This window comes from Lacipirellula parvula, assembly GCF_009177095.1.
GTDB classification, from domain to species: Bacteria; Planctomycetota; Planctomycetia; order Pirellulales; family Lacipirellulaceae; genus Lacipirellula; species Lacipirellula parvula.
Map to the genome: position 1 here is coordinate 4640018 of NZ_AP021861.1, position 19294 is coordinate 4659311.

At 59.9% G+C, this 19294-nt stretch carries 15 protein-coding genes and 1 tRNA gene; 8 read left to right on the top strand and 8 right to left on the bottom strand.

The window, feature by feature from the left end:
- Positions 1 to 70 precede the first annotated feature (70 nt).
- Entirely contained in the window at positions 71 to 4009 is a 3939-nt protein-coding gene (locus PLANPX_RS18190; protein WP_152100106.1) for an FtsK/SpoIIIE domain-containing protein, read from the top strand.
- Positions 4010 to 4133: 124 nt separating this feature from the next.
- Here the strand turns inward: PLANPX_RS18190 and PLANPX_RS18195 are convergent, their stop codons facing one another.
- Positions 4134 to 4574, bottom strand: a complete 441-nt coding sequence (locus PLANPX_RS18195; protein WP_152100107.1) for a DUF1810 domain-containing protein — start codon at positions 4572 to 4574, stop codon at positions 4134 to 4136.
- A 203-nt stretch (positions 4575 to 4777) separates the two neighbouring features.
- A complete protein-coding gene (locus PLANPX_RS18200) occupies positions 4778 to 5338 on the bottom strand; it encodes a hypothetical protein (RefSeq protein ID WP_152100108.1) in 561 nt (186 codons plus the stop codon).
- 195 nt (positions 5339 to 5533) lie between these two features.
- Here PLANPX_RS18200 and PLANPX_RS18205 point away from each other — a divergent pair, with 195 nt between their 5' ends.
- Entirely contained in the window at positions 5534 to 6910 is a 1377-nt protein-coding gene (locus PLANPX_RS18205; RefSeq protein WP_152100109.1) for a carbohydrate porin, read from the top strand.
- A gap of 1067 nt (positions 6911 to 7977) precedes the next feature.
- Here PLANPX_RS18205 and PLANPX_RS18210 read toward each other — a convergent pair.
- On the bottom strand, positions 7978 to 8481 hold the full coding sequence (locus PLANPX_RS18210) for a hypothetical protein (protein ID WP_152100110.1): 504 nt from the start codon (positions 8479 to 8481) through the stop codon (positions 7978 to 7980).
- An 846-nt stretch (positions 8482 to 9327) separates the two neighbouring features.
- Between PLANPX_RS18210 and PLANPX_RS18215 the strand changes: the two genes are divergently transcribed.
- From PLANPX_RS18215 to PLANPX_RS18225, 3 genes are read left to right on the top strand one after another with little or no spacing between them, the layout of a single operon-like run.
- Positions 9328 to 9549 (top strand): helix-turn-helix domain-containing protein, encoded by a 222-nt coding sequence (locus PLANPX_RS18215; protein WP_152100111.1) that lies wholly within the window; start codon positions 9328 to 9330, stop codon positions 9547 to 9549.
- Positions 9550 to 9551: 2 nt separating this feature from the next.
- Complete coding sequence (locus tag PLANPX_RS18220; RefSeq protein ID WP_152100112.1) at positions 9552 to 10151, top strand: hypothetical protein; 600 nt, start codon at positions 9552 to 9554, stop codon at positions 10149 to 10151.
- Positions 10142 to 10549, top strand: coding sequence for a hypothetical protein (locus PLANPX_RS18225; RefSeq protein ID WP_152100113.1), 408 nt, complete (start codon positions 10142 to 10144; stop codon positions 10547 to 10549). The genes PLANPX_RS18220 and PLANPX_RS18225 overlap by 10 nt, the downstream gene beginning before the upstream one ends.
- Before the next feature lie 13 nt (positions 10550 to 10562).
- On the opposite strand, the gene PLANPX_RS18230 is transcribed toward PLANPX_RS18225, so the two are convergent.
- The 3 genes from PLANPX_RS18230 to PLANPX_RS18240 form a co-directional block, all read right to left on the bottom strand.
- Complete coding sequence (locus PLANPX_RS18230) at positions 10563 to 11696, bottom strand: DNA cytosine methyltransferase (protein WP_198421761.1); 1134 nt, start codon at positions 11694 to 11696, stop codon at positions 10563 to 10565.
- Positions 11697 to 11886: 190 nt separating this feature from the next.
- Entirely contained in the window at positions 11887 to 12909 is a 1023-nt protein-coding gene (locus PLANPX_RS18235; RefSeq protein WP_152100115.1) for an NADP-dependent oxidoreductase, read from the bottom strand.
- Between the two features lie 500 nt (positions 12910 to 13409).
- Positions 13410 to 13703 carry a hypothetical protein gene (locus PLANPX_RS18240; protein WP_152100116.1) on the bottom strand — a complete coding sequence of 98 codons (294 nt, stop codon included), beginning with the start codon at positions 13701 to 13703 and terminating at the stop codon, positions 13410 to 13412.
- Between the two features lie 382 nt (positions 13704 to 14085).
- Here PLANPX_RS18240 and PLANPX_RS18245 point away from each other — a divergent pair.
- Positions 14086 to 14168 (top strand) — tRNA-Ser (locus PLANPX_RS18245).
- Positions 14169 to 14276: 108 nt separating this feature from the next.
- Here the strand turns inward: PLANPX_RS18245 and PLANPX_RS18250 are convergent.
- Both PLANPX_RS18250 and PLANPX_RS18255 read right to left on the bottom strand, forming a co-directional pair.
- Entirely contained in the window at positions 14277 to 15407 is a 1131-nt protein-coding gene (locus tag PLANPX_RS18250; protein ID WP_152100117.1) for a tyrosine-type recombinase/integrase, read from the bottom strand.
- Positions 15361 to 15573, bottom strand: a complete 213-nt coding sequence (locus PLANPX_RS18255; protein WP_152100118.1) for a helix-turn-helix transcriptional regulator — start codon at positions 15571 to 15573, stop codon at positions 15361 to 15363. The genes PLANPX_RS18250 and PLANPX_RS18255 overlap by 47 nt, the downstream gene beginning before the upstream one ends.
- 163 nt (positions 15574 to 15736) lie before the next feature.
- Between PLANPX_RS18255 and PLANPX_RS18260 the strand changes: the two genes are divergently transcribed.
- Positions 15737 to 18526, top strand: a complete 2790-nt coding sequence (locus tag PLANPX_RS18260; RefSeq protein WP_152100119.1) for a phage tail tape measure protein — start codon at positions 15737 to 15739, stop codon at positions 18524 to 18526.
- A 171-nt stretch (positions 18527 to 18697) separates the two neighbouring features.
- Positions 18698 to 19276 carry a hypothetical protein gene (locus PLANPX_RS18265; protein ID WP_152100120.1) on the top strand — a complete coding sequence of 193 codons (579 nt, stop codon included), beginning with the start codon at positions 18698 to 18700 and terminating at the stop codon, positions 19274 to 19276.
- The last annotated feature ends 18 nt before the right edge of the window (positions 19277 to 19294 follow it).

Sequence of the window (19294 nt, forward strand, 5' to 3'; positions counted from 1 at the left end):
TGGGCTCATTGGAGATCGTTTACCACACTTCATTTCCACGTTCGACTTTCTTATTTCCACGTTTAAGCCTTTGACGACGCCCCGCCTTTCCACCCGCCGCGAACTTGAGCTGATGCAGCAACTGCAGCAGGTCGCTGACAAACGCGCCGGCGAGGAGCGAATCCTGGCGGCCGCAATCAGCGCGGAACTGGAAACCGCCGAGAAGGAGTTCGAGCAAACGGCGCGGAAGCTGAACGAAGCGTACTCGGCAAAGTCGCGCGTCCTCGAAGAGGAGTATGCGACCGTTAGCCAAGCGGCGATAGTTGCTCACGACGAAGCGATCCGGCAGGCGGAGACTCGGCACAAAACGGCGCTCAAGGGCAATGACGACCGCCGCAACGCGAGCCTCGCCGCCGCGGAGCACCATGCCCAAGAGCTGGAGTGGCAAGCGAACACGGTGTTCGAAGCCCACAAAGGGCAACCGCAGCAGCTAGTTGAAGAGACGACGAAGCGTCTGCAATCGCGGCGGCGCATTGCCGAAGGCTTGCAACGCGATGCCAACACGCTGCTTGAATTGCGTGAGCAAACGCAAGCGGCGGCCGCGTTCGACTGGCGCGCCGATCCCGCGACGGAGTTGTTGACGGCCGAGATTCCCGCAGCGGCAACGGCCGACGATCGGTTGCAGCAGACGCTCAACTTACTCAAACAAGCGGTCCTCGACCTACAGGATCAGAAGCTACCTTCGCTGTTTCTCGAAGGAAAACGCTGGCTCGGTTGGCTCGGCGGAGCGGCCGCGTTCGGAGCCCTCTTCGGCGTCGTTGTCGGCGCCATCTCTGGGCTCGGGTGGATTATCGGCCTCATTGCCGGGTTGGTGCTGGGCTCGATCGGCGGCGGCGCCCTCGTCGCGGTCGCCGTGCCGCGCGGACGACGACGTTCGCTGCAGCAGTTCGGCCGCATCCAACGTCTGCTTGAGCAATACCAGCAGTTGGAGCAGACCACGCTCGTCGAGGCGAAGGCCCACAGCGAGCGTCTCACGCAAGAAAACATCCGCCGCCGCGAACGTGACGTCGCCCACGCTCACGACGAACTCGCAGCAAAGCGGGCAGAACTTCAGACGGCGCATGCGGCGGAACTCTCGCGAGTTGAAGTCGAAGCCGCCGCAGCAATCGCCGAGATCTCGGCGAAGCGCGATGCCGCGCTCTCGGCCGCCGAAGCCAAGTACCCGCCGCTCATCGAGCAGGCCGTTGCCGGTCGCTCGCGCGAGGAACGCGAGAACGCTGAGCGTTTCGATGCTCGTCGCGCTGCGGCGCATGAAAAACAAGCGACCGCTTGGCAGCAAATGGCCGATGCCTGGCAAAGCGGCTTCCGCGCGGTCTCCGACGAACTCGCCGCGATGCAGAATCGCTGCCGCGAATTGTTCCCCGATTGGTCGACGACCGACCTCGCCGCGTGGCAACGCCCCACAGAGCCGCCGGAAGCGATTCCCTTCGGCCTGTGTCCGCTGCCGCTGCAGGCGGTGAAGCATGGCGTGCCGGACGATCCGCGACTCGATCCAGGCGTGCGACGGCTCGTGCTGCCGGCGACGATGCCGCTCAAAGAACAACCGCGGATGGTGATCACCGCCGACGGGGCAGGGCGCCGCGCGGCCGCCGAGGTGCTGCAGCTGATGATGCTGCGGTTCCTCACGTCCATGCCTGCCGGCAAGCTGCGGTTCACGATCATCGATCCCGCCGGCCTCGGCGAGAACTTCGCCGCGTTCATGCACCTGGCCGACTACGACGAGCAACTCGTCGCCGCGCGAATCCTCACCGACTACAAGCAGATCGACGAACGGCTCGGGATCATCAGTCAGCACATGGAAAAAGTGCTGCAGAAGTACCTCCGCAACGAGTTCGCCACGATCCACGAATACAACGAAAGCGCCGGCGAAGTTGCCGAGCCGTACCATGTAATCGTCGCTGCCAACTTCCCGCACGGGTTCTCCGACTCGGCGGCGCGCAAGCTCGTTTCGATCTCGCAGAGCGGTCCGCGGTGCGGGGTCTTCACGCTGCTGAGCATCGACACGGATGTGAAACTGCCGCATGAGTTCCGGCTGCAGCCGCTCCTCGACGACGCGGTCCACCTGCAGTGGCTCGATAACCGGCTCGTCTGGAAATACCCGCTGTTCGAGAAGCTGCCGCTCGAACTTGACCGGATGCCGCAGGCCGAGGAGCTGAACCACCTGCTGCGAATTGCCGGCGAGCAGTCGCGCAAGGCGAGTCGCGTCGAGGTGCCGTTCTCGATGGTGGCGCCGCCGCCCGACCGGCTGTGGGAGGAAGACAGCTCGCGGGAGCTGGTCGTCCCCATGGGTCGAGCCGGCGCGAAGGAATTGCAGTCGCTCCGCTTCGGCGTCGGCACGTCGCAGCACGCTCTCATCTCCGGCAAAACCGGTTCGGGTAAGTCGACGCTGCTGCACGCCCTCATCACAAACGTCGCGCTCCATTACGCTCCCGATCAGGTCGAGCTGTACCTTGTCGACTTTAAGAAGGGCGTGGAATTCAAGGCGTACGCCAACGGACGCTTGCCGCATGCCCGCGTGATCGCCATCGAGAGCGAGCGGGAGTTCGGCGTGAGCGTACTGGAACGGCTCGACGCCGAACTGCGGCGCCGCGGCGAACTGTTCCGCTCGTACGCCGTGCAAGACCTTGGCGGCTTCCGGCGTGCGGCGCCCGAGATCCCGATGCCGCGGACGATGCTCATCGTCGACGAGTTCCAGGAACTGTTCGTCGCCGACGACAAACTGGCCCAAGATGCGGCGCTGTTGCTCGATCGTCTCGTGCGGCAAGGTCGTGCGTTCGGTATCCATGTAATGCTCGGTTCGCAGACGCTCGCCGGCGCCTACTCGCTGGCCCGCAGTACGCTGGGGCAGATGGCCGTTCGCATCGCGCTCGAATGCAGCGAAGCTGATGCGCACCTCATCCTCAGCGATGAAAACACCGCCGCCCGCCTGCTCAATCGCCCGGGCGAGGCGATCTACAACGATCAAAACGGCCTCGTCGCCGGGAACCATCCGTTCCAAGTGGTGTGGCTCCCCGATCCGCAGCGGCAGGCCTACCTCGCCGCGCTGTTGGCGCAGCCGACGCCGCGGATGCCAACCGACGAGCCGACCATCGTGTTCGAAGGAAACATTCCCGCGAACCCGTTCGACAATCCCGACATGGTCGCGGCGATCAGCCACCCCGAGCGAACGACGCACCTTGAGCCAACGCTGTGGCTTGGTTCGGCGGTTCGCATCGAGCCCTCAACGCATCTCGTTCTACGCCGGCAAGGAGGTCACAATCTGATCGTCATCGGCCAAGACGAAGAGATGGCCGCCGGCGTGTTGGCGAACATCGTCATCGCTCTCGCCGCGCAACATGGCGAGGCTGGCGCCCGGTTCACGATCCTCGACGGCACGCGGCCCGAGTCGCACGTCCCCGGCATGTGGAATAACGTCGCTGCCGCGGTCGGCGACGCGGTGGAAGTTGTGCCGCCGCGCGGCGCGGCCGCCGCGATCCACGCGCTCGCCGACGAAGTGAAACGTCGCGGCGAATCGCCCGAAGAACGCTATCCTTCGCTCTACCTGATCATTTACGACCTCGCGCAGATCCGCGACCTGCGGCAGACCGAGGACGATTTTAGTTTCTCGTTCAGCAAAGACAAAAACGCCCCGCCAGCGCCCGATCGACGATTCCGCGAGATCCTCAAAGAGGGGCCCGTCGTCGGCGTGCATGTGCTCCTCTGGTGCGAATCGTACAACTCGCTCACCCGCGCGGTCGATCGGCTGTCGCTCCGCGAAGTGGAGTTCCGTGTTGCGATGCAAATGAGCGGCGCCGACTCGACCAGCCTCATCGACTCGCCAGCGGCGACGCTGCTGGGCGCGAATCGCGCGCTGCTCTATCGCGACGACATCGGCACGCAAACCAAGTTCCGCCCCTACGGCCCGCCGACCGAGGAATGGCTGGCGTGGGTCGCCGAAAAAACAAAACCGCGATCGGCGCTCGCGGAATAGTCTTTGCCAAGTAGCCGCGGGTCAACGACCCGCCGGAGCAAGTTCGCCTGAGGGCTCGCCTCAACTTAACTCCGCATGGCCACGACTGAGTACAGCCGAGGCCATGCCACCATTGATGACCACACTACTCGCTAGCGAACTTCAACAACCGCAACGTCTTCTCATCCTTCTCCCCTCGATAGTACTTCTCTAATAGTCGCTCAAAAACCGATCCCGGCGGCGACGCCTCGGCGAACAGCGTCGCGCACGATCGGAGTTTGAGGTCATCGGGCGTCCCAAACACGGCACGGGCAGATGAACTGTTCACGCTGAGCGCTGCTTCGGCGACTTCGATCAGCCGCGTGTTGAGCGTCGGATGCGCGAGGTAAGCCCGCGCTTCGTCGAGATTCGTGATCGCGTAGCGCTCGGCCATTGGGCTGAACCCGAGGCCGTCGAGTTGGGGGAAGATGAACCACATCCAATGCGTCTCCTTACGACCGGCGCGGATCTCGGCCAAGGCCCGCGCGTAGACGTGCTCTTGGGCGTCGAGGAAACGCTGCAGGTTGAAGGAGTCGGCGGAGTGCATGTTTGGTCGGAGGTTAGGAAACGCTTAATCCGTCTGCTGACGTCGTTCTCTTTGCTTCACACTGAATTGCCAACGACGCCTAGAGAATGCGGCAATGCTTAACAGCGAATTGCCTTGGATTGCTCGCGCTAATTCGCGAGATTCGCAGCCTGTCCTTACTTCCATCTTTCCTTCGCGCTCTTGGTTCCTTATCGGTTAGTCTTTTAATCTCTGTGCCAGAGCGACTCGGGCGTCGTGGCGCCTTCGAGCGCGCGGGCGATGAGGGCGGTGCGTTCGAGGGCTTCGCGGAGGGGGGCGGACCAGGGGCCCGTTTGGGCGCGCTGCCAGGCGGTGCGGGCCATGTCGATTGCCGGGTCGTCGCCATCGGCGAGCGGGTCGGCAGGCAGGCGATCATAGTACGCGCGGAACATCGTCGTCGATGCAAAAAACTCGCGGAGGCCATGCTGGTCGGCGAGCGCCGCCTGCAACCGCAGGCAGGCGTGTTCGTGGACCCGTTTGGCTGGATTGAAATTGTCGAGTCCCCAGTCGGGCAAGCTCAAACAGTCAGGCCCTTCGCAGAGGGCGTGGCAGGTCTCGTGCAAAATCATCTGGGCGAGCGAATCGTCGGGATCGAGCGTCTCGGGGGTGCCGATCGCGAGCACGCCGGCGCCATTCCACGACGCGTTCACCTCGGCGCTGCGGACGACTTGGATTCCCATCTGAGCGGCGGCGTAGGTCCAGACGAGGTCGAGCGGATCGGCGTAGCTTTTGGTGATCTTTCGCACTGGATTGCGTTCGTTCCCTGGAGTGGCTGCAGCAGTATGAAGTGTAAATGCTGAGGCCGGGCCACGACAGCCGGCCCCGCTGTAACCGTTACCACCCCTCCCGTCGGCAAAAGCTGCAAAACGCTCATCCGGCCGGCGGTTCGCGACGATCGAGCCTGTTGGAGAAATCGTCTTCGATCCACTGGAGTACGGGCGGTGTCGATCTTTCACAAGCGTGCCGTGGGAGGATGGTGTGCGGCGCTGAGCCTGGCGATCGGCCCGGCCGGGCGCGCGGACGAAGTCGCGACCACCTCCGCCGCTGCCGAGGTGTCGGCAATCAGCCGTTCGTGGGCGAGCGAGAACGCCAGCGTCGTCGACTATCGCGAAGCTGCGCCCTCTCCGTACGCGCTCTGCGCGCAGGGCGGCGGCTCGTCTCTCATGGAAGAGATGGAAGCCGTCATGAAGCGGATGGCGGATTCGGGCGTCGTCTACCACATCATCACGCCGCAGTTCTACCAGGGCGTCGCCGGCGGCGGGCGCGATCGCGGCTTCGAATATGGCGGCAAGGTCGATCAGTACCTCATCCTCGACGGCGGCAAGTTGCTCGGCGTCGAGGGGTTCGGCGTGACGACGCACGTCGAAACGCGTTACGGGCAAGACGTCAACGCCGAAGCGGTCGGCATGGCGCCGGTGAACGTCGCGATGCTCTACCCAAACGCCGGCGAGCATGACACGGCGATCACGGGTCTCACGCTCACGCAATACCTCTCGGAAGATTGGCAAGTCTCCGCGGGCAAAGTAAATGCGCTCGACATGTTCTACGCCCTCTACCCGCAGACGGGCCGCGGCGTGAACGGGTTCATGAACGCGAGCGCGATCATCCCGCTGGGCGTCGGGCGCGTCGTGCCGCTGTCGTTCATGGGGGCCGGCATCACGAAGTTCGTCGACGGCCGGCCGACGTTCGCGGTGATGGCGTTCGACAATCAAGACGTCACCACCACCAGCGGCTTCGACGACATGTTCGACAACGGCGCCAACATCATGGCGACGTACCGTTACTACACCATGTTTGGCGGGCTGCCTGGTTCGCACATGGCGGGCGGCATTTGGGCCACGGGCGAATACGTCTCGTACGATCCGCTCAGCTTCGTCATCATCCCAGGGCAGGGGGTCGGGGCCGTGAAGCAGCACGGCGCCTACTCGCTCATCTACATCGGCGAGCAGACGTTGTGGACCGACGGAGCAAAGGATGGCCGCAACGTCGGCTTCTTGACGCAGTGGTGCCTCGCGGAGGAAGAGACGAGCCCGTTCGCGTGGACGTGCAACGCAGCGATTCAAACGAAGGGGCTGAGTCGGTCGCGGCCGAACGACGCGATCGGCGTCGGCTATTTTCATTCGGGGCTGAGCAACGATTTTGTGAACAGTCTCAGCCCGGTGTTTGATTTGCGCGACGTGAACGGCGTCGAACTCTACTACAACATGTCGCTGGCGCCTTGCTTTAACGTGACGACTGATTTGCAAGTCATCGAACCGGCGGAAACGCAGTACGACACGGCGGTTGTTGCGGGCTTGCGGGCGGTGCTGCAGCTCTAATTGTGGCTTCTGATGTTGCGCGGCGGCGATGTTTGTTGGTCGCGGCGAGCGCTGTCGCAAATCGAGATTTTGTCGCGAGTGGCATTTTGTCGCGGATGCGATTTTTGGCGACAGAATTCGTAAGTTGCTTTGGCTCTTGTGGTTGTGAATTGTTGGTTGGCGACAGAATGCTTTTTGTCGCGTCATGATTGGTGCTCGTGAGGCGGTGATTCTCGTTTTGAGCCGAGTCGGTTGCTGGCCGGCGGACTTCTGCGACCTAGTTACGGTTCCTCTGGGTGGCATGTCGTCTCGCGAGCGTCGACATGCTGAATCCTCGTGGCGACCAACAACTGGGCGCAACATGCCGACGCGTGGTGACGGCATGGGGCCCGCTCGAACCTCTAGTCGGCGCGGCGTCTCCCTCGACAATTTCACCATAGCAAAGATGCGAGGGGGCTTCAGCGCCCTATTTTCTGCCACCCCTGGATGGTCGGCTTATTCGCTATTCTTAATCTCAAGAGCGATATTTGAGCGAGTAGCATCTTCTCCCGGAGGGAGATTCGAAAAAAGCCCAGCAGTTCACTGCTGGGTGGTGGCTCCCTCGCCGGGAGCGGTGCCCCGGACGGACAATTGCACGCTCCGCGGTTCAGCCGTCCCTACGGGACTTTGATGGTTGATTTGGCCATTCTCCAACAGGCAACGAGATGATGCATTGACTGGCGGCCTGGATTGCTGGCTGTGTTGGCCCTGGAGGGGCCGAGTGATGTAGCCAGGGGCGCGAGCCCCTGGTCTCTGGGCCGAACAGATGGCTTAGCCCCGTGAGGGGCGACACTATTCGTCATCGCGGTGGGGAATTGTGCCGCCCCTCACGGGGCTTTAGATTCCCTGGGTGCTTCGAACCAGGGGCTGACGCCCCTGGCTACAACATGCCGCCCCCGTTGGGGGCTGGAAACCAATGCGTCGTCCTGTGAACTGCTGGGCTATCGTCGGCCGTCCTGCTGGGACGCATTCTTGCGATCGATTGCTTATGTGCGTCGCTCACCCTGAGCAAATCGTTTCGGGGTGGAGCGTGGTTTAGCATTCCGCCGCTATCTCAAAAGAAAGACCGCTCCTAAATGCAAGCACAGTTCTTGGACAAGAGCGTAGTCTTCGTCGTTGATTGCATCGCTGGCCCACGCGACGACTGCCAGAAAGGGGCGATTGCAGAAATGGCGTATCTCATCAAAGGCGTCGACTGAGTGACTTCCTAATAACGACATACTACTGCGTCTTACCGATGCAATGAACGTATCCATAACGCTGTTGTCAGCGACGACATCCACTCCTAGGAGGAGCAGTGCCGAGGCGGCCAAGCTTTCATTGACGTAGAAGGAGGCAATGGCCGCGCTGCTCGCTGACGTAAATTGCAGCGACACATGCCGCAATCCGCCTTCCAGCGGAGAGCTGAACGCTTCTCCCTGCTTGCATAGAAAATCAGAGAGAATCGAAACTAAGTCGGGCGAAAACCGCGATTCATCCCAAAAGCCGCTCCCCTCGCAACCGCCGTCCATTGCGAATGCCGCAACTTCAAAGCTCCGTTGTTTAATGTTCATGTCCCACTCGATGCGCACAGGACTTCGCTCATTATTCAAGAACGGGAACTAAACAAGACTCTCTGCTTGGCTGAATTTGATTCACGCGATGCGAAGCCACCCGAAGTGCGACTGAATCGAGGATCTATGCGCTGCGAACTCGCATGAATGCGCTGCAACGGAGTCTAGTTCACGAGCCGCCTCCATGCCAGCAGCATCGCCAGGCAAGAGTTTTCTAGACAAGCAGAGGGGCGCCAAATCTGCAACTCAACGTTACATCGGTGAACAAAACACGCCCGTAATTCACCCTAGCAAAGCAGCGACGATCGATAAGGCGACACATTCTCTCAATGGCACGGGCATGCTTCACGCTACGCACTTGCCAGCGACCGCTTCTGCATGCGGACGCTGAGAGACGACATGCCACCCGTCGTGGCCGCCTTGGCATTTCGAATCCCAGCGGGATTCAATCATCCAGCCCTGGGTTAATTGCGGAGGCAATCTACCCAGGGTTTGGCCATCGCGGTTCGCCCCAACCCTGCAGGGGTTGAATCGTTCGGTTGCCGTTGAGGCGCTGCAACCCCTGCAGGGTTGGCAATGATGGTCGCCGTGTTCCCGGGGTAGATCGCTGGCGCGATCAACCCCGGGCTGGATGATGGAACGCCGGTGGCGTTCCTTGTGATTCGCAGTTCGACGTGGCTGAGCGGCCTGATTTCACGCTGGCTTAGGCCGCCACACACTCGTTTCCGGCCACTTCAGGCCATGCGTCTGCGTGCCGCTCGACGCTGATCCGTGACCTACATTTGAGCACACTCGATGTGACTCATAGTCCGTGGACTCATGGGCTACCTCTATTAGGTTATCTGTGTGAAGAAAGTACCCGACATTCTGAGCGTCTTTGGCGACCGCGTTCGCGAGTTGCGACAGGCAAAGGGCCTTTCCCAAGAAGGCTTTGCCACTGCCTGCGGTTTAGATCGCACCTATATCAGCGGTATCGAGCGTGGCAAGCGAAACGTGTCTCTGCGGAACATGAAGCTGATCGCTCACAGCCTGGGCGTGAAGCTATCAACTCTCGTCGAAGGCCTTTGAACATGAAGCCGGCAGAGCTCGTCGATGACATGAAGACGGAGTTTACGTCGAACCGGCGTCGCTTTGCTCCAGGCGTCCTCGTCGCCTTCATTCGCTTTTTCAAAGAGCTAGACGTTCTGGGAAAGAAATATGCGAACTTCGAAGCTTTTAAGAAAGATTTTCCCGTACAAACAACGAGTCAGCGAGGTGGACGAGCTAACACGCTAATTGTTTTGCGAGGCACAGCAGGCGAACGCGCTTCGACGCTCAGCATTCGACCGTTCTACAACGACGTCGAAACGCTTTTCCGCGTTACACACAAGCGGTTTGACTACCCCAACGCCGCGCCGCACGCCACGCAATCTTGGCAAGATTACGTGCGATGGCTGGACGCTTTACTGCAGCTAAAACCGAAAGACGTTGAACGCGTCGAACAACAAGCCATTGACTTCGTGCTGGACTCGTTGCCGAGCCACGAAATCGACGCGGCGACTCTGACGCCGATACGGCGGCGATTTTCTCGACTCCTGCAAGAGTTCGATATGACTTCCCAACGCGGCGAACCGCGCGGCGCAGCTTTCCAAGGAATCGTTTACGCGCTGATGCGCCGCACTTGCACCTAGACATTGCTAAAGCCGGTGCAGGAAGCAAGCGGCTACAACGAGTCGGAGATGTTGACGGGTGGCAGGGCGAACGACTTATTCTTTCCGCCGAGGTAAAGCATTACCGCATGGATGACCAAGCGGACGTTGCGAACTTCGCCAGCCAGATTGCGCATCGCAACGCGTTGGGACTTGTCGTCGCCGAATCTTTTGAAGAAGAAGCACGCCTGCATATCGAAGACCTTGGATTGCGGACGCTTGACCGCGAGACGCTGATTGAGCGAGTCGATATTTGGGACCCGCTCAAACAGGACGCTGCCGTCGACGCATTCTCTTATTACGTATGCCACATCGAGAAGTGTATGCCGCTGATCACGCGCGTTCGAGACTTCTTGAACTCGATTGATCTGCCGCAGTGAGAAGCGCCAGACGCTACGCCAGTTCCAACGTCAGCTGACGCTGAACGGCGACTTTTATCTCGACCGCTGGTCGCGATCGTGCTGCTCTCAGCGCGCGTTGGCTGTTGGCATGATACGCTTCTAATAGTTGGCGGCCGATAACTTCTCCCAGCAAAGGCGGGACGGCATTTCCCACTTGCAAATATTGCGAAGTCCGCGAACCGAGGACTTCAAACGAATCATCAAAGGTTTGCAAACGCAAGCCTTCGCGTACGGTGAGGCCTCGCGGTTGAGTCGGGTGCGTGGCACGCGCGGAAGACGGCTTTCGCATGTTCGAGGTGACTGCCACTGCCGGCTTATTGCTCGCCAGTCGCGCGTAGCTGTTGTGAAAACCGCTTTTTGGTTGCAGATGGTCGGGTATGCTCTTCCGATTCCCACCGTCTGGGATGTGATTTAGCACTTCAACGAGGTGTGATGGATGATTGGCAGCCTGATGGTTTCGCAGGATGCGCACCTTCCCGCGTCGAGCCTTCTGATAACGCGTCGAAGGAGATTTGTCGTATTGCACTGCGCTTTCGCCGGACGCCAAAGCAGGCAGATCAAAGATGGCGTCGGCTACTGAGACATGCTCAGGGACAGTGCGCGCTGGAAAGCTCGGTTCTGCAAGCCCATCAAGGGTAGCGATGAAGATGACGCGCTTACGAAGCTGCGGAACGCCGTAGTCTGCTGATCTCAGAAGCTTCCAGTTCACGCGGTAACCGATCTTGGCGAAGTTCGCGACGATTCGTTCGCAAACGCCTCCACGATCCATCACCACCAAACCTTCGACGTTTTCGATGAGGACGTACGCCGGTCGAATCTCGGTAACCAGCTTGAGATAGTGCTCCCAAAGCTTGTTCCGCGGATCTTTCGAATCGCGTTTACCGACTGTGCTGAATCCTTGGCACGGAGGCCCACCTGCCATGACGTCAATTTGTTCGCGGCCGATGCCAAAGAACTCTTCGATGTCGGATGCCCGGAGCTTCGAAACGTCCCCAAGCAAGCACTGCCGAGGCGCGTGGTTGTGCTCGAAGGTCTTTGCGGCATCCTCCCAACAATCGACGCCGCCAAGCGGATCGAACCCTGCGCGCTCCAACCCTAAGGAGAGCCCGCCAATGCCGCAGAACAAATCAAGAAGTTTTGGGCGTTGCTCCATCGATCCCAGCTCCACTTCCTACCAAGGCAACTCTTAGCTGTAGACTATAAGTAACGCCGCCTTGCCGCACCAGCTAGCAGTGAACCTGTGTATACATCCGCTCGCAAAAACAATCAAGGGATTTGCGGTTCCTGAGCCGCACAGCGATCTAAGGCGATCGATCCTACGAGCGTCCCACCCGCACAATCTTCTTCCCAAAGTTCTCCCCGCGCAGCACGCCGATGAGTTCGCGTGGGGCGTTTTCCAAGCCCTCGGTGACGTCTTCCTTGTACTTCACCTTCCCTTCGCGCAGCCAGCCGCCGACTTCTTCTAAAAACTGCGGGTACTGCGACGCGAAGTCGCTGACGATGTAGCCGCGGAACGTGAGGCGCTTCACGAGGACTTGGTGCATCAACTGCGGCAGGCGGTCGGGGCCGGCGGGGGCTTCGGTGGCGTTGTAGTGGGCGATCAGGCCGCAGACGGGGATGCGGGCGAAGTTGTTGAGTAGCGGGAAGACAGCGGTGAAGACTTCGCCGCCGACGTTTTCAAAATAGATGTCGATGCCGTCGGGGCAGGCCGTGCGAAGGCGGTCGGCGAGGTTCGGTGCGCGGTGGTCGAGGCAGTCGTCGAAGCCGAGCTCCTCCTTCACGTAGCGGCACTTCTCGGCGCCGCCGGCGATGCCGATGACGCGGCAGCCTTTCAGTTTGGCGATTTGGCCGACGACCGAACCGACGGCGCCCGACGCGGCGGCGACGACGAGCGTTTCACCCGGCTTCGGTTGGCCGATGTTGAGCAGGCCGGTGTACGCGGTGAGGCCGGGCATGCCGAGGACGCCGAGGGCGTAGGAGACGGGTCCGAGGGCGGGGTCGATTTCTTGGAGGCCGTCGCCGTCGCTGAGGGCGTACTCTTGCCAGCCGATGGGGGCGAGGACGATTTCGCCGACGCGGTGGTCGGGGTGATTTGATTCGACGACTACAGCAATCGCCTGGCCGCCCATGACGCCGCCGACTTCGACGGGCGAGGCGTATGATTTCTCCTCGCTCATCCGGCCGCGCATGTAGGGGTCGAGCGAGAGGTAGAGGCTGCGGAGGAGGAGTTGGCCCGGGGCAGGGGAGGGGAGTTGCGTTTCGACGAGCTGGAAGTTGTCGAGGGTTGGCTCGCCGTGGGGGCGGGAGGCGAGAAGGATTTGGCGGTTGGTGGTGGGCATTGGAACTCCGGTCCGTGGTCAGTTGTCCGTGGTCAGTTGCGAGCGGCGAGTTGCGGGTTGCGAGTGAGGGAGGGTAGGGGCGTTAGAGCTTCCACATACTGCGAGCTTAGCCCTCTGCGTTATCTTCTGGCTCCCTCCCCCTTGAGGGGAGGGCTGGGGAGGGGGTTGAACGCTAGTGCACGCTGCTGCCCCCCTCCCTAACCCTCCCCTCAAGGGGGAGGGAACCTCAAGGTCTAATTTTTGGGAAGGGTGTGCATTGATGCCGAGCGTGCGGCCAATAAAAAACGCCGCTCGGGGCGTTCCCGAGACGGCGTTCGCGTCATCCACTTGTCGTGAGGGACCACCCAGTCCCGTCAGCGTCGTCGATTGTCACCCGGTTCGCTAAGTGGATTGGTTCGCTGCTCGTCCGGCTCGATGCTTCGCGTTGCTCAGCATCACTTGAGGCTGCTCAGCATGAGTGATAGGTCCCGCCGCCCTTCCTCAGCTGAGCATTGCCGGCGTCACCCGCTGACGCGGCGACGCGACTTGCGACCGCTGCTCGTGGCACCCCATTCTTTCGTGAGGGTTTCGAACACCTCGGGCGTCTCGTAGCGAACGACTCCCTTGCCTTCAGGCATCGGGCCGATCAGGCCGCGGAAGACCGGCATGCCGCGTAGCGTGAGGTCGGTGCTGCAGTCGTCGATGCCGATCTGAGTGTGCATCCGCAGGACAGCGTCCTGGTGCTCGTAGTCACGAGCGCGGAGTTCGCCGTTCTTACCGCGCGTGACGATTCGGTAAGTTTTTTCCTTCGCCATGGAGCTGCCGGGGGAGGTGAGAGGGGGTGCTTCAGGATATTGCAGCTATCGGCGTGCCGTGGCGGGGCGGGCGAAGGTTTTGCTGCTGCAGCGCGTACCAGGCATACTGCGCGAAACCGCTAGAACTGGGCGTAGCCGGCGCTGCCGGCGCAATGCGACGCAGGGCGCGGAAGGGGGAGCGCCTCGGGGGAGTTTGCGGGGGCGAGACGAGCAACTTCGCCGTGGGAAACGCCTCGCCCCAGTCCGTCGTGAGAGGCTGGCGAGTCGCAGAATTGACGGGAAAATCGGGTTGCAATGACACGGCAACGCGGGCGGACGGGGCAGGGGGGCGAGTCGTCATTGCCCGTTTGCGGCGGCGCGGCTAAATTATCTGGTCTACGCTGGAGGGTAAGCGAATTGGCCAGCAGCCTGACTCGAAATCAGGTGCCCCGAAAGGGGTTGGGGGTTCGAATCCCCTGCCCTCCGCTTCTAAACCCTTAATTCTCCAAGGGTTAGTTGTGTCTCCGCTTGTGACACGCGATGCCGCCAAATGACTCCAAATGCCGGGTCGCGTTTGCGCATTTGGTGCGCAGGCTACACCGCCTTCGGTAAAGCAGAGGCGACTTCCGCGAGATTCAGGTGCGTGTAGACCTGCATCGTGAGTTCGACAGTCGAATGACGGGCGAGAATCTGAGCCGTGCGAGGGTGAACGCCAGCCCGCGCAAGGCCGGTAATGAACGTGGCTCGCAGGGCATGAAAATCCAAGGCCCGGCCATCGGCTCGATAAGGAACTCCAGCGGCCAGCAAGTCAGCCCGCAGCATTTCAGCTGCCTTGCGATACCATTTCCCCGGCCAGATAGGTTCATTCTTAGACTTACCCCGCAGCCACTTGCCCAGTTCGGTGGCAAGTGCAGGGCAGATGGGCTGCTCAGCGAGTTCACCGTTTTTCGTCTCGTCGCAGACGATATACGGAATGGCGCCGCGAAGCTTGAATGAGGACGGAGTGAGCGAACTAAGCTCTCGCGCGCGGAAGCCGGTAGCTGCTGCGACTCTATACAACCAATACCGATCTTCACCCGAAAGACGCTCAAGCGTCGTACCCTTCCGTGCGGCAGTCAGGATGCGGCCTAGCTCGGCATCAGTTGCGGCGCGACGGATCGGCTTGTCCGCTTGCTCGACCTTGTGCAGATTCTTGCCAAGTTTGCAGTAAGGCAGGCGGTCGCTGTCGACAAGCCATTTGCAAAAGTGGCGAATTGAAGTGACGTAGGCATTTCGCGTTCGCGCCGAGATAGTCGTGAGCTTTTCCGGCTCTTTATGCTTAACCTTGCCCTTGCGTTTAGCGGCACACTTCTTGTTTGCAAGGTGGTGGTTAATCTTGGTAGCAGCTTCCGGCCGCATCATGTCACGCAAAGCCTTGATGCCGCAGGCGGCGAACGTCGACTTGATCTGGCCAACGGTCAGCTCAATGTGCGACGCGACGCAGCCACTCGCCCGCAAGTCGGATTCAAAATCTGTGAACGGAAGTTCCGCAGACAAGTCAACTTCGTCAACGCCGTTTTGGCGGAGCGTGGCGTCCGATTCGAGCTTACGAGCAAGCTTCCGCGTCGATTCAAGATCAGGGCAGCCGACTACAGTTCGCCATCGACCGCGACTGTCCTTATAGCGAATGCTGTACTTGTCAGCTTGCTTCCCGTCCTTGCCCGTCCGTCGAAAGATGCTTGCCATCGTAGTTGCCTTGGTAGTTTTCGATGTCGAGAAGACGCCAGCGCACGGAGCGGCCAATCTTGATGGGCGGCGGGAGTTCGCCGCTGTACCACGCTCGCCGAATCGTTCGCGTGGAGAGCGATAGAAGCTCGGCGACTTGCTTGATCGAAATGAGTACGGGCGTCATTGCTAGTATGCGGTGGCCAAAATGGGCGCCAAGTTTTGGGAAGAGGGATTCTCAAAATGAGGCGCCGGCGCGTCTTCTACTCGGCTAACCCGACACCTCCTGTCAGCGCCCGACAGAATCTTTTCGCGGCGTTTCGCCGCACAATCCCACCTAGGAATTCCACATGGAAGAAATCAAACAGGTTCTCGGCTTCGATGCCGGGCAGGCTATTGCCGAGCTAACGAAGCTGGACAATGCACTCGTTCAGCTTCAGCAGCGTTTGCAGCGCGCGTCGAGCAACTTCGGCCAGTTCAACGCTTCAGCCGGTAAGACTGTCGCAGCGTTCATTCAGCTAACTAAGCATGGCTCATCGGCAGCCGGAGCTATCGCTGCTGTTGCTGCCGCGCAGGGAAACATGAACCCCGGCGCAAATATGCAAGCTGCCGCTTCGGCTGCTGCACAGTTGGCGACCAGCATGAATCAAGCCGGCATCACCGGCCAGTCGGCTAGCGTGAAGATCGGCAATGCGATGGTGCGTATTGGTAAGCAGTCGCAGCAAACAGCTAACGTCGTGCAGAACTCGTCAGTCCGCATGACGACCTCGCTGGCGCTCCTCTCGCGCGTCGTTTACACGCAAGCCATCGTCCGCGCTCTCAGTACGGTCCGCAACAGCTTCAGAGCAACTGCTAACGAGGCGGCAGACTTTCAAAAATCGATCTCACTCATCCAGACAATCGACGACTCCAAGCAATCGACAGATTCGCTAGCGAAGTCAGTTCGCGACCTGAGCAACGAGTTTAACGTACCGTTGCTTGAGACGAGCGCTGCACTCTATCAGACGATCAGCAACCAGGTGGGCGACGCCGCTGAGTCGCAAGAGTTCCTGGTTAAGGCTTTAGAGTTCTCCAAAGCAACGAACAGTCAGGCGTCGGCTTCTGTCGACTTGCTTTCTGGTGCACTCAAGAGCTTCAACTTGAACGCCAGCGATACTGACAAAATCGCGTCGCTGATGTTCAAGACGATCGACTTAGGTCGCATCGAAGCCAGCGAGTTGTCGAACGCCTTCGGTCGGCTCGGCACTATCAGCAAAGAAACCGGTCTCCGCCTTGAAGAAGTGCTCGGCGGCCTGTCGGCGATCAGCGTGCGCGGTAGCGGAACGAGTGAGTCAATTACTCAGCTCCGTGCGATCGTATCCGCCTTGCTGAAACCAAGCGAGGCGATGGCAAAGACTCTCACCGACATGGGATACGAGAGCGGCGAAGCGGCATTGAAGAGCCTTGGCTTCGTCGGCGTGCTCGAAAAGCTGCGTGAATCAACCGGGGGCAGCACTTCCCAATTGGCGAAGCTCTTCCCAAACGTTCGCGGTTTAGCTGGTGCTGCGTCGTTGACCAGCGACAACCTAGCGTCCCTCTCTGCGAACATCCGCGAGATGGACGCCGCCGGCCGGGACTTCGCACACAACAAGTTCCTTGAAGCGACCGCCAACGATGGCGAACGGGTCCGCAAGGAATTCAACGAGATTAAGAACACGTTTGTAACCGAAGTCGGAGGCGCTCTGCTGAAAGCTACTAAACAGTTCTTAGATACCACGGAGGCGACTGAGAATCTGACGAAAGCAATCAGTTTCAGCGTTCCCGTTGTAGATAACTTGGCTGCGTACATCGGCCTCTTGGTCACTCAGTTGGCAGCAGCCAAGCTGGGGGCCGTAGGATTGAGCAAAGCGTTAGGCGTTCTCGCCCTGGTCCCCGTCGCTCAAGGCGCGGGCGAGATCATCGGCGACAAGCTCAACCAGATAGCGACCGCGAGACGGAACGTGGGACTGAACGCGCTCGAAGATGCCAACGCAAAGGAACTTAAGGCATTCACCGACCTTCAGCAAAGCAAGATTGCAGCGGCAAACGCTGCGGATCAACAAATCGTAGCGAACACCCGCAAGGCCGCCGATCTTTTGAACAAAACGTTCTCGGCCGGTCAGATTGCCAATTTGCTCGATAGTGATGTAGGCGTGACCGCATTGGAAGGTCTCGTTGGTGGTAAGCAGATTGACACAATGGGAAAACTCACCGCCGCAACCGAGTCAGCTGTTTTGAAGGCAGCCGAATTGCGTCAAAAGCTCGCGGCAGCCGCAACCGCCGGGCAGCAGCTCGAACCCGTTCGCAATGAAGTGAACGAGGCGTTGAACTCGGTTCGAGGTACAGGTAACGGTGTCACGGGAGATTTCGCCGGCGGCCTGAAAACGCAACTGGAAGCTTTGAAGACTCAACTTCAGGATTTGGCGAAGTCGTCGAACATCACCGACGAGCAATTAAATGAAGTAATCGCCAAGCGGAATGAATTCGGTAAGACGGCCCTTGCGGGGGAGAATCCTTTAATTGGCAAACTCGGATTTGGTCAGGACATCAAGCAGCTTGATGCTGCTCTCACCAAACTGAGGGAGTTGAAGACACTCCAATCACAGGCGGTTGTCGATCCGAAGTTGCAAAATAGCCTGTCCCTGCTTAATGCCGTGCTGGCTGCCAACCCGACCGGTCAATTCGGCGGTGCTACTCAAGCGATGAATGGTGCAGTGTCTCCGGCGCAGGCGATTGCGACTGCTTGGGAACGCGCAGCTGCTGCCGCGAAGGCGACGGCACAAGCCGCTGCTGGCGGTGCTGCTGCACCGACGAACCAGGCATTCGGCGGCATGATGCACTTGGCGTCTGGCGGTGCTGCTCGCGGCATCGACACGATCCCCGCGATGCTTTCGCCGGGTGAGTTCGTGATGAACGCCAAGTCGTCGCGGAAGTTCTACAGCCAGTTGGTTGCGATGAATGCCGGTCAGACGCCTACATACCGTGAAAGTGGCGGCAGTGTGACCAACTACAACATCGGCGACGTAAACGTGAACGGCGTCAGCGACGGGGTAACGAACGCCCGCGAAATGATTCGCGCCATCAATCGGGAATCCCGCAGGGGCACTGAACGGCTACGATAACAACGAAGGCCCGGCAGCAAGTGCTGCCGGGCCAATTTGCTGCGCTGTGCGAAAAATGTACACATCGGATAAGATCAGTGCTGGCAGTGCAGCAATACCGATTCGTTTCAAAATGGGTCGTGTATATTGCGTTTCCGAAACGCTCCCCTACAATCCAGACCGGAGGCTCGAATGGTACGAATACTATTGGCTGCGATTATCGGACTTGTCGCAGTGCCATGCGTGGCGGAGGAGATTCCGCTGAAATCGGTCTGGGCGTACCAGATGCCCGGCACTAGGGGATTCTGCAATGGCGAGCCCAATAAGTCTCCTACAGCTGTGGACGATATTTTAGCAGCTCTCTCCGAAGGCACCCCTGCCACAAGCAAGTCAAGTCGCGGGTTCATTCTCAATGGCGCGGGGGTTGATGAGTTGAGGACAGCCAGAAGTGTCTTGGATGGCTCTGAAAAACCTCGCTATCGATTCTCCTCCAACGATGAGATTAACGTCGTGTTCTTCTCGCGCGAGTGTGGCCAAGACTTTCATATTAAGGGCGCGACTCGAAAAGGGACCCGGCTGACCGTTCATTACATCGGCATTCCGCACAAATCAGGCAATACGTCACCACAGTTTGCGATCATTCCATTTGGGAAATTGTCGCCGGAAAAGTATCACGTGGCTTTTATTCCAGCCACCGCCAGCGGCCAGAATGCCACTAGCAAAGTTCCTCCCAATGTCGTGAGTGGGTCATTCAACTTTGTCGTTGAATGACAAACGAAATGACATCGC

Excerpts from the sequence above, each read along its gene's own strand:
- PLANPX_RS18195 (WP_152100107.1), bottom strand. The coding sequence starts at position 4,574 with ATGCACTCCGCCGACTCCTTCAACCTGCAGCGTTTCCTCGACGCCCAA.
- PLANPX_RS18210 (WP_152100110.1), bottom strand. The coding sequence starts at position 8,481 with ATGAACATTAAACAACGGAGCTTTGAAGTTGCGGCATTCGCAATGGAC.
- PLANPX_RS18220 (WP_152100112.1), top strand. The coding sequence starts at position 9,552 with ATGAAGCCGGCAGAGCTCGTCGATGACATGAAGACGGAGTTTACGTCG.
- PLANPX_RS18235 (WP_152100115.1), bottom strand. The coding sequence starts at position 12,909 with ATGCCCACCACCAACCGCCAAATCCTTCTCGCCTCCCGCCCCCACGGC.
- PLANPX_RS18240 (WP_152100116.1), bottom strand. The coding sequence starts at position 13,703 with ATGGCGAAGGAAAAAACTTACCGAATCGTCACGCGCGGTAAGAACGGC.
- PLANPX_RS18250 (WP_152100117.1), bottom strand. The coding sequence starts at position 15,407 with ATGGCAAGCATCTTTCGACGGACGGGCAAGGACGGGAAGCAAGCTGAC.
- PLANPX_RS18255 (WP_152100118.1), bottom strand. The coding sequence starts at position 15,573 with ATGACGCCCGTACTCATTTCGATCAAGCAAGTCGCCGAGCTTCTATCG.
- PLANPX_RS18260 (WP_152100119.1), top strand. The coding sequence starts at position 15,737 with ATGGAAGAAATCAAACAGGTTCTCGGCTTCGATGCCGGGCAGGCTATT.
- PLANPX_RS18265 (WP_152100120.1), top strand. The coding sequence starts at position 18,698 with ATGGTACGAATACTATTGGCTGCGATTATCGGACTTGTCGCAGTGCCA.